The sequence below is a fragment of the Streptomyces sp. NPDC004838 genome (assembly GCF_053600955.1).
In genome coordinates this window covers 1-9,812 of sequence record NZ_JBSGAW010000066.1, presented here as the reverse complement: position 1 = coordinate 9,812, position 9,812 = coordinate 1, and the positions used below count along the sequence as shown (strand labels likewise).

The following is a 9,812-nucleotide window of genomic DNA, read 5'->3' as shown; positions in this document are numbered from 1 at the left end:
CGCCACACACGACACCGACTGAACACCAGCAAACAGACCCAGTGGGTCAAAGTTCGACCGCCCGAAACGGGTCAGAATTCAACCGCCACCGACACGTGGTGCGGAGAGTCAGGTTTGTGCTGGTCGGGGTCGCATCTGGCTGGGTCGTGCCTGTGGTCGACTACTGAAGGGAAGCACGGCTGCAGGCCAGGGGAGTGGGTTGTCTGCGCGTTGGAGGCAGGCGTGCAGAGGCTCCCTGCCTGCCGTACTCGCTGCGCCGGATGGTGGCCCTGCTGTCCTCGCTCTTCCTGAGACCCGCAGCGTCTTGGACAGTGCTCCCACGTGGTGGCTGCTGCTGATGGAGACGTCGTCTGTCGGGCCTGTCTCGGGAAGCCGGGTGATTGCGGTGGTTCTGCGGCCTGTGCCAGCGCATCGATGAGTTCTGCGGCTTCCCGGGCGTGGTGCTTCCGGCGCCGATGTGCACGACTTGCGGGCGAGGAGCAGCGGCGCGGGGAGCCGGCCGGAACCGCTTGAGGCTGGTGCGTTCGGCCGGCTGCTGCTCGTCGTTGTGGTGGTCAGGCGACGGTCGCGGGGAGTGAAGGGTCTGGGGCGTGGGCGCCTGGCAGTGCCGGGGGAGGACCGGGCCGTTGCCGGTGGCTCTTGATCTGGAAGGCGGTGGCGCGGCCGTCGGGGGTGCGGGTGATGAGGTCGATGCCGTGGGCGTCGGTGGCGTGGGGGGTGACGACGGCGTCGGATTGGGCGGGGTCGATGCCGTGGGTGATGAGGTTGGTGGCAGCGATCCGGTCCGGCCGCCGCCAGCAGGCATGGCGCTGCCGGTGTACCGGATGCGGCGGCGAGACCTCACCGTCCCTCGGGAGCATCCTGGCAGATCAAGGGGGCTGTCGGCACTGCGCCGACGTGAGAGCGGCCGAGGCCAGGAAGACCGACCCCGAGGTCGCGGCCGCCGACATGCGCGCGGCCGGACTGGAGCCCCTGGAGCCGTACGTCACCTCGACGACTCCGTGGCGGTGTCGCTGCACGACCTGCGGCAGCGAGGTCTCGCCGACGCTCATGAAGATCCGCACCGGCGGCGGCTGCCGGTTCTGCGCCAGCCACGGCTTCGACCTCACCGCCCCCGCCCGCGTCTACGTCATGCAGCACCACCAGCACAACGCGGTCAAGATCAGAATCGGCGGCACCGCAGGCCGCAACGAACGGGTCGACCACCACCGCCGATCCGGCTGGGTACTCGCCCGGGACTGGCACTTCGCCACCGGCGTCGAGGCGCACGCCATCGAGCAAGCCGTCCTCCAGCACCTGCGTGAGGCCGGCCACGGCCCCTACCTCAATTGGGAAACCATGCCGAACGGCTGGACCGAGACATTCGACGCGGACCTCGTCGCCCCTACCACGCTCGCCGCGATCGTCGAGGCCACCATCGAACGCCTCGCCGGAACGCAGACGCCCGTACCCGGGCGGACCATCCTGCGGCCCGAGCGCTGGAGTGTCCGTTCAGGCTCTGCTGCTTCCCGGCGACGGCCACCGGCCAACAAGGCTGGCCGCGACCAACTCCCTCTGTTCTGAGATGAGTGGTTGACACGGCCGAGGGCGGTGCCGCGAACGGCACCGCCGCCGGACTGGACCGGGCCTCCCGGCGCTCTTCGACGAAGCCGAAGAAGCCCAGCAGACGCCTGGGGGAGCGCGCGCGGCCTGATGGACCTGCACATCGACGTCCCCTGGATCCTGCAGGCCGCCGAGGCCGCCGGCGTGAACGATCCGGCCCCCGACGACTACGGCGTCCCGGTCTCGGCGGTCGCCCGTCACCGGGCCGAACTGTTCGAACAGCCCGTCTACGACGGCCCCTACGCCAAGGCCGCCGCCCTGGTGCACACGCTGGGCCGGTGCCGCTGGCTGGAGCGCTCCAACCTGGCCGTGGCCGCCGCGACCGGCGTCATGTACCTCGAGGCCGCCGGGATCACCGTCAAGCCCGCCCGCGCGGACGCCCTCGCCCTCAAGGACCTGCTCCTGGACCAGGCGTGCACCGCCGGGAAGATCGCCGCTCTGCTGCGGACCTGGCCCACCGCCACCTGAAACGACTCGGCGGCCCGCCCCGCACCGAGGCGGCCCCGCCGCGGTAAGACACGAATCGGGCAGATGGATCCTCTGCGATCCCGTCCGGACCTTCCAGGTGATCGCATCGATCACCTCACGGTGACAGGACATCGGCCCCGGCCTCCCGTACGAGATGGGGCAGTTCCTCGATCGCGGCCATGGAGTAAGCGTTGCGCCGACGCGCCTCTCGCTCCTCCGCGGTGACCCCTGTGGAGGTCAGAGGGATGACGGTGGCCGCGTGCACGAAGATCTGGAGCATCGCCATCTGCGCGCATTGTTCCGCCACTCCGTCGGGGATGGACGGGGGTTCAGCCCGTCCGCCCCCGACGGTCGTCCGCTACACCGCCACGAACTCGCCGGTCACATTGCCGACGCGGTCGGGATCGGTCACCAGGTCGAGCAGCAGTTCCGGGCTGCCCGGGGCGAAGTCCAGCTGTGACAGTTCGATCCACACCACGTTCGGGCTTGTGGTGGACTCGAAGAAGTACCGCCGCTCTGTCAGGTCGGTGACGGCCCGCCAGCGGGTGATCGAGACTTCCGGTCGGGTCTCGTCCGGGGTGCCGAACGGGGCGGAGGCGTTGCGGATCACACTGAACGCGTATGCCGTGGCCTCGCGCGTGTCCGACGTGTTCGGAAGCATCGCGGAGAAGTAGGCGGCGCGTGCGAAGCGGTCCGGCGACTCGACGCCTCCGGGCAGCGGCTGGGTACCGCCGTGCGCCGGGTACTGCTGCTGCAGTACCAACTGCTTCTCGTACACGGGCGAGTTCGCCATCACCCTGTACTGGGGGCCGTGGTGGATGTGGGTCTTGCCGTCGATGAACTCGATGACGGCCGAGTCGCCGCTCGGGTCCGCGATCGCGATGTGGCCGGTCCCCGGCTGCCCGCCGAGGTTCATCTCGATGAGCTGCACGTTGTCGTTCTCGAACCACTCGGCGGCCGCGCCGACGGTGTCGAACCGGTCGAGCAGGCACTGGATCGCCCAGTAGAGCTCCAGCCCGGGACGGTCGCCGTCCCGCTGCCCGTAGTCCGACTCGGAGAGGTAGAGCCCGCTGACCTGGAGCCCCGCCTCGTTGACGCCGTCGACCACGGCCTTGCCGTACATGAGCGCGACGACGCTGCCGTAGGCCGAGGTCCAGGTGAAGGGCTTGGGATCGCCGGGCGTGTTCGGGGCGCTCTCGCGGGTCACGCCGCGCGGGCGCACCGCCAGAACCGTCGCGGTGTCCTCAGCCCAGTCCATGCTCCGGCCGACGAGCACGTTGCCCTCACCGGGGCTGCCTTCCGATGACCACAGGAATCGTGTACACATGTCCCACATCGTGCTTGTTCCGCCACGAAATATTCACTGAACACGCCGGTTCACGCGTTCAGCCAGCGGCTTGAGGCCCTCGCGGTCCATGAACGGCTCGACCTGGGTCGGTCTCCCGCTACCCCCATACAAGTCGGCGGTTCATGGAGCCTGTGTAGCCGCAGGCGAGTGGATGCCGATCCCGGCGGTGCACTGCCGGGACATCAGCGAGTGGTCGCTGAGGGGTTCTGGTCTGTCGCGTCGGCATACGGGTCTACGGACGCGGATGCAGAGGAGCTGACCGCAGGCCGAGACTGGTGAGCGAGTGTCAGAACGACGCCCGTCGGTCACCTGCCTCATGGCGCTGTCTGTGCGGGGTCCTATCCTCCGGGGACGTCACGGATGACAGAGGAGTCGCACGATGCAGGTAGCAGGTATCGACCTGTACGTGAATCACCCGGTGATGGCCGTTGGTCCGACCGAGTGGATCCCCACGACACTGGCTCTCAACAGCGAGCCCGCTGCTGCCTGCGACACCCACCTCATCGTGCGCGTGCAGGCCCAGACCGTGCTGGTCAAGGTACGGATCTTCAAAGATCACGGTGACTCGGATGGCCAGGGACGGGATCTGGAAAGTCTGACCACGGTGTTCGACGGACATCTTCTGCTGAGCGATGGCCGACTCGTCGTGGGGACGTCGTCGGTGAGAGCCGGTTCACTACTTCCTTGCTCGGCAGGCCGGGCCGGCGGGTCAGGGTGTCGGTCGACGACGCGCAGGGATGGGCTCGAGCCGTTGACATCGTCATCAGTGCCGAGACGGTGTGACGGAGCCGTTTGCCGTCGCTGAGCGTCGACTCAGCGCAACTCGCGTGCTCGAAAGCGCACTTGTACCGACGCGTCACATGCAGGCGGGCGGGGGACAGGACGACAGCGCCCCCTCATCGCTCAGGGCTGCCAGCGCGGGGCCTCATCATCGGGTGTGTCCGGGCTGGCGAAGTGGAAGGGAACTGAGAGGTGCTCAGCAAGGGCACGACCAGCCCGCTCGGCAGCTACCGCTACGGGGTGGCGCTCCTCTTGCTCGCCGAGGCACTGCTGAGCTGTCGACCAATAGACGGTGGCCATCTGAGCTTCTCCCGCCGGGTCGGCGGTAATGGCCAGCAGTTGCACAAACCAGTCGTGGACGGTGTCACCGTCCCAGATCGCCTCGATCGCCACGATGCGGCCCCCGCATCCGGCCGCCCGATAGGCCAGCGACTCCAGATCAAGGGGGCTCTCCGGTTTGCGGGCAATCCGGTCCCCGTAGTGGAGGTAACGGTCGTTGGCGATCAGACGAGCGGTACCGACCCCTATGCCATGGGGAACGAGGCCGATTTCGGTGATGGCCTTCACCGCCATGAGCAGGGAGTCCTGGAGGACGTATCCGTCGATCTCGTCGCGGATCCCGGCCGGCAGATTCTCCCACCACTCGGTCCTGGCCGCCTTGTTCATACCCATGGCGTTTTCCCCGTCCCCTTGGAGGCCCGTTAGCGGAGCCTCGCGCCACCGTACGCCGTAGTCCACCACCGTCAGGTCTTGGACTGGGAAAAAGCGCAGCAGCGGGGGAGGGTGGCCCTTCCGGCTGATCTTGGTCTGCGGGTCGCCCCGGGGCCGGTCTCCTGGCTGTGGGAGCAGCTGTCCGGCTGGCGGCAGGACCAGGTGGAGGCGGCCGCGAAGACGGAGCCGGCCCGCCTGGAGGGGCTGTTGGCACTGCCGGGTGGTGGGCCGCGGCTGCTGGCCGACCGGCTGAGCGACCGCCTGGAGGAGACCGGGGGCGAGGCCCTGGTGACCGGCCCGTACGGGTGGCTGATCCGGCGGGGTTTGGTGCAGTGGCCGTCCTGCTCGGACGCCCGGTGCGACGACGGGATCCGGCTGGATACCGGCACCGGGTGCGAGAACTGCGGCAACGTGACCCCGCCGCGCCTGCCGCGCCCGGATCGGCGCGGAGATCGACCAGGAGCTGCCCGGTCTGGCCGACGATGAGTAGGTGTTTTTCTTCCTGACGGTCTTGAGCGACCACGGCCCGGCTGGCGATGTTCGCCAGCCGGGCCGTGGTCGGGTGGGTCGCAGTCCCGCTGTGGAGGAAATCCGAGCAGTAGACTTGATCTGTATGAGTGTCACGTCACGACGAGTGCCCGGGGAAATGGCCCTGGGGCCGTTGATGCGCTGCTACGGGTACCGCTTCACTCGGGCCGGAACGGTCAAGGGAGCTGCGCCATCCGACGATCCCGCAGACGTTGCGGCAGCTCATCGCGAGGGGTGGCCGGTGCATGAGCGCGAACAGTGGGCTGCGCCTGAGATCGTCGAGCGTGCCGTCGCAGCGGCCGCGGTGCTGAATGAGGATACGGTGCTCCCGGCGTTCGTCGCCGGGTTGGGGTCCGCCCCGCGCGGGCGGCAGACGGTGATCTCCTACGGATGGGCGCGCTTCCTCAGCACGGCTCCGCGAGACGAAGACGGTTTCCCTGATTGCGGTTTGAAGCCGGTGTCCGAGGTCGACGTCACACACAGGCTGCTGCGTCTCGCGCTCGGCTGGGCGTGGAACGAGATGCCGGAGCACTATCTGCCGGACCTGGAAGCCGCCGCAACGGAAGGGCTGCCCCGGCCGGAAGAGGACGATCGCGAACGGATGCGCGCGTTGCTCAGTCTCATCCGCTCAGCGCCGACGGGTATGACACCGAGCGAGCTGGAGAAGGAGGTCGCGCGGGCGAAGATCGTGCCTGGTACTGACAAGTACCAGCGGTACGGCATCCTCATCGGACTTGCCGAGATCGGGGTGCTTCCCAGCCCAGCCCTGCCGCCGATGTGGGACCGGTTCGTCCCCACCGCCGAGAGGCGCACCGCATCCCGCGGGCTACGCGGCGCGCCACGCTCGGACATCACGGTGCCACTCGCAGGATGGCGTGGAGGCGTGGACGGACAACGGGCATCATGGCTGCTGGACACATGAGAGCAGCAGGGCGTCGCACCGTCCCCGCAGCGAGCCCTGCAACACCGCCTCCGCCGCCATCGTCTGCGGCAGCGGATCACCACACTCCCGGCAGTACCGCCGAGCCGTCCCGCCAGCCCCCACACCCCAGATCATCCAGGTATGCGCAGCTCACGGCCAGGGATCAAAAACACCTACTGAGCATCAAGGCCATCGACTCGCTTCCGCTTCCGCTCCCGTTCCCGCGAGCGCGTGGACGGGGTCGCGGGCCGGTGTCGGCCTGAGCGTCCTCCTCCCCGGGGCCGACCGCATTGCCGCCCCCCGTGCTTCCTGCCTTCAGGTTGGACCTCCGGGCTGTCGTGGCGCGGGGTGAGCTGCGTTTTCTGCCCGGATGTGCCTGGCCTGCTGCGCACCGCGTCCCGGCACCGGCCGCGCCTCCTCTGTGCAGCCCAAACCGGCGACGGAGGCGGCGGATCTGGCGTCGGCGCAGGTCACGGCCCGCTTGTCGGGCCAGCGGGTGGAGGCTCTGTCGGAGCGGACCGAGTCGGCGACGACGTGGGCGAACCCGGACGGGAGTGTGACGCTGGACGCGGCGTCGGGTCCGGTCCGCTTCCGTGACGGTACGAAAGGCCCGTGGCGTGACATCGACATCGATCTGGTGAAGAGCTCTCAGGGCGGTGCGGTCGCCAAGGCCCATCCGCTGGACCTGGCACTGGCGGGGAAAACCCCGGCCGCCGCAGCGGCGAAGGTGAAGGCGTCAGGCCAGCCGGGGGAGCCGCAGACATCGCCGGTGCCGCTGGTGACGCTGGAGGCGGGTGAGAACCGGGAGGTGACGCTGTCCTGGCGCGGGACGCTGCCGGAACCGGCCCTCTCCGGGACGACGGCCCGCTACGGCAACGTCCTGCCGGCGACGGACCTGGTCGTGGAGTCGACGCGTACCGGGTTCGAGCAGTTCCTGGAGCTGAAGGGCCGTACCGCCCTCGGCACGGCCGGATCCGTGACCATGACCCTGGACACCAAGGGTCTGACGGCCCGTGCGAACGAGGACCGGTCGGTCACGTTCCTGGACAAGGCTTCCGGCAGGCAGGTGGGTGTGCTGCCCGCGCCGGTGATGTGGGACGCGACCGTGGACGCCCGCTCCGGTGACCGTCTGCGGCGTGCCGATGTCGGGCTCGCGGTCGCTCAGCGCGGTGACAGCGTGGACCTGACGCTGACCCCGGACGCGGCCTTCCTCGCCGACCCGGCAACCGTGTTCCCGGTCACCGTGGACCCGGCGGTCAACATCGGCGCCGGTTTCGACGCCTTCGTCCAGCAGGGCTACACCACCGACCAGTCCGCCGCGACGGAACTGAAACTCGGCAACAACGGGTCCGGGCAGGTCGCCCGTTCGTTCCTGGCCTTCCCCATGGCGAAGATCACGGGCAAGCAGATCCTGGGCGCGAAGCTCAATCTGTGGAACTTCCATTCGTGGTCGTGCTCAGCCCGCAGCTGGGAGGCGTGGGACACCGGAGTCGCCTCCACCGCGACACGCTGGACCGCGCAGCCAGGCTGGGGCAGCAAGCGGGCCACCTCGACCCAGACCAAAGGCTACGGAACCGGCTGCGCCGACGGTTGGGTGAACGCGGACGTCACCACCCTGGCCGCCGCCTGGGCCGCCAACGGCAACAGCAGCAACACGCTCGGAATCCGCGCCACCAACGAGACGGACGAATACGCCTGGAAGAAGTTCAACTCCGGCAACGCCGCCTCGAACACCCCGTACATGTCGGTGACCTACAACACGAAGCCGGGCGCGGCGAAGCCGGTGTCCCCGCTGTCCGGAACAGCGACGAACGACACCACGCCCACGCTGACCGGCAAGGCCACGGACGGAGACGGCAACACCGTCCAGCTGCCCTACGAGATATGGACGCCCAGCGGCACCGCCGTCCTGCAGACCGGCAAGTCCGCTTACACGGCCTCGGGCGTGAACGCTCCGTGGACGCCGACGACGGCCCTGGCCCCGGGCTCCTACAAATGGCGGGCCGCCGTCTACGACGGCACCGGATGGAACGGAACCTGGTCGCCCTGGCAGACCTTCACCATCGACACAACCGCACCCGCTGTCACACAGATATCCTCCGACGACTTCCCGGAGAACACCTGGTCCGGCACTCCCGACGCGAACGGCGGCTTCTCCGGCTCCTTCACCTTCACGCCGCCAGCCAGTGACGTGAAGACGGTCGAGTACCGGCTCGACGTCGAGGCTTGGGTGCCGGCGGCCACCACTGGCATTGCAGTCAGCAGGACACTGTCGTTCCCGGCGGGCAAGCACACGGTGAAGGCCCGTACGCGTGACGGGGCCGGCAACCTCTCGGCCGAGACTTCGCACACGTTCTATGCCGGATCCGGCGCCGCGCTCCTGACTCCAGGCCAGGGCGACCGCCCGGCACGCCGGGTGACAATGTCGGCGGAGGGGCAGGCCGCCTTCACCGGGGTCACCTACCGGTACCGTCGTGGCGAGACTGACACCTGGAAAGACGTGCCGGCCGCCGATGTACGCAAGGCATCGGACGGCAGCGCTGTCTCCGGCTGGCCGTTGCCCGCTCCGAGCGGCAAGCCGGCTGCTCTGACGCGTAAATAGAGGCAGGTCTGGGCGGGTGTGGGCAGGGTGGGGTGCCCGGTGGCCGTTGGTGGCTGCCGGGTGTCCGGTGCTGTCGGTCAGGCTGCGGTCTCGACGGGGTTGAGCGTGACGGTGTAGCCGAGCTGGTTGAGCGCGTTGATCGCGCGTCGGGCGGCGCGTTCGGGGTCGCGCTGGGCGAAGTAGGTGCCGCCGAGCTCGTGGTAGGGGACGTGGTCGGTGAGCATGTGCCAGATCGCGGTGATGATCGAGTGCTCGACGGCGACCAGTGCCTTGAGCGGGCCGCGGCGGGCGGCGAGTCGCTTGTAGCGGGCCTGGAGGTAGGTGTCCTTGGTTCTTGCGGCGCCGAAGGCGGCCAGACCGAGGGCACCTTTGAGATACGGGTTGCCGGGGCGGACCTTGGTGCTCTTGGTACGGCCGGCGGACTCGTGGTGGCCGGGGCAGACCCCGGCCCAGGAGGCGAGGTGCTTGGCCGAGGCGAACCGGGTCATGTCACCGCCGGTCTCCGCGATGATCACCTCGGCGGTCGCCTGGTTGATTCCGGGGATGGTGTCCAGGAGATCGAGCGCGGGACGAAAAGGGGCCATCGCCTCCTCGATCCGTGCGTCCAGCTGCGCGATCGCGTCGGTGAGCTGGTCGTAGTGGTCCAGGTGCAGCCGGGTCAGGAACGCGTGGTGGGCGCGGAAGCGGCCGGTCAGAGCCTCGGTGAGTTCGGGGATCTTGCTGCGGAGCCTGCGTTTGGCCAGTTCCGCGAGGACCCGCGGGTCGGCCTCGCCGTGGACGAGTGCTTCGAGCATGGCGCGGCCGGAGACGCCCATGATGTCGGAGGCGACTGCGGAGAGTTTGATGCCGGT

At 68.9% G+C, this 9,812-nt stretch carries 10 protein-coding genes; 5 read left to right on the top strand and 5 right to left on the bottom strand.

Translation table 11 applies throughout. From position 1 onward, the window contains the following. Nucleotides 1-554: 554 nt before the first annotated feature. A complete protein-coding gene (locus ACWEFL_RS35895) occupies nucleotides 555-860 on the bottom strand; it encodes a hypothetical protein (RefSeq protein WP_451721275.1) in 306 nt (101 codons plus the stop codon). Between the two features lie 37 nt (nucleotides 861-897). Between ACWEFL_RS35895 and ACWEFL_RS35890 the strand changes: the two genes are divergently transcribed. Together ACWEFL_RS35890 and ACWEFL_RS35885 are read left to right on the top strand one after the other, a co-directional pair. Beyond that, nucleotides 898-1,563 carry a GIY-YIG nuclease family protein gene (locus tag ACWEFL_RS35890; protein WP_451721273.1) on the top strand — a complete coding sequence of 222 codons (666 nt, stop codon included), beginning with the start codon at nucleotides 898-900 and terminating at the stop codon, nucleotides 1,561-1,563. Between the two features lie 129 nt (nucleotides 1,564-1,692). Further along, on the top strand, nucleotides 1,693-2,070 hold the full coding sequence (locus ACWEFL_RS35885; RefSeq protein WP_451721271.1) for a fic family toxin-antitoxin system, toxin component: 378 nt from the start codon (nucleotides 1,693-1,695) through the stop codon (nucleotides 2,068-2,070). 115 nt (nucleotides 2,071-2,185) lie between these two features. On the opposite strand, the gene ACWEFL_RS35880 is transcribed toward ACWEFL_RS35885, so the two are convergent. The 3 genes from ACWEFL_RS35880 to ACWEFL_RS35870 form a co-directional block, all read right to left on the bottom strand. Beyond that, nucleotides 2,186-2,356, bottom strand: a complete 171-nt coding sequence (locus ACWEFL_RS35880) for a hypothetical protein (RefSeq protein WP_451721269.1) — start codon at nucleotides 2,354-2,356, stop codon at nucleotides 2,186-2,188. A 72-nt stretch (nucleotides 2,357-2,428) separates the two neighbouring features. Beyond that, nucleotides 2,429-3,397, bottom strand: a complete 969-nt coding sequence (locus ACWEFL_RS35875) for a linear amide C-N hydrolase (protein ID WP_451721267.1) — start codon at nucleotides 3,395-3,397, stop codon at nucleotides 2,429-2,431. Between the two features lie 924 nt (nucleotides 3,398-4,321). Further along, complete coding sequence (locus tag ACWEFL_RS35870; protein WP_451721265.1) at nucleotides 4,322-4,870, bottom strand: hypothetical protein; 549 nt, start codon at nucleotides 4,868-4,870, stop codon at nucleotides 4,322-4,324. Between the two features lie 78 nt (nucleotides 4,871-4,948). On the opposite strand from ACWEFL_RS35870, the gene ACWEFL_RS35865 reads away from it, so the two are divergent. The 3 genes from ACWEFL_RS35865 (at nucleotide 4,949) to ACWEFL_RS35855 (ending at nucleotide 8,961) form a co-directional block, all read left to right on the top strand. Beyond that, nucleotides 4,949-5,395 (top strand): hypothetical protein, encoded by a 447-nt coding sequence (locus tag ACWEFL_RS35865; RefSeq protein WP_451721263.1) that lies wholly within the window; start codon nucleotides 4,949-4,951, stop codon nucleotides 5,393-5,395. A 283-nt stretch (nucleotides 5,396-5,678) separates the two neighbouring features. After that, entirely contained in the window at nucleotides 5,679-6,359 is a 681-nt protein-coding gene (locus tag ACWEFL_RS35860; protein WP_451721261.1) for a hypothetical protein, read from the top strand. 421 nt (nucleotides 6,360-6,780) lie between these two features. Then, nucleotides 6,781-8,961, top strand: coding sequence for a DNRLRE domain-containing protein (locus tag ACWEFL_RS35855; RefSeq protein ID WP_451721259.1), 2,181 nt, complete (start codon nucleotides 6,781-6,783; stop codon nucleotides 8,959-8,961). A gap of 77 nt (nucleotides 8,962-9,038) precedes the next feature. On the opposite strand, the gene ACWEFL_RS35850 is transcribed toward ACWEFL_RS35855, so the two are convergent. Beyond that, nucleotides 9,039-9,812, bottom strand: a 774-nt coding sequence (locus ACWEFL_RS35850) for a transposase (RefSeq protein ID WP_451721257.1), incomplete at its 5' end; no start/stop codon positions are given.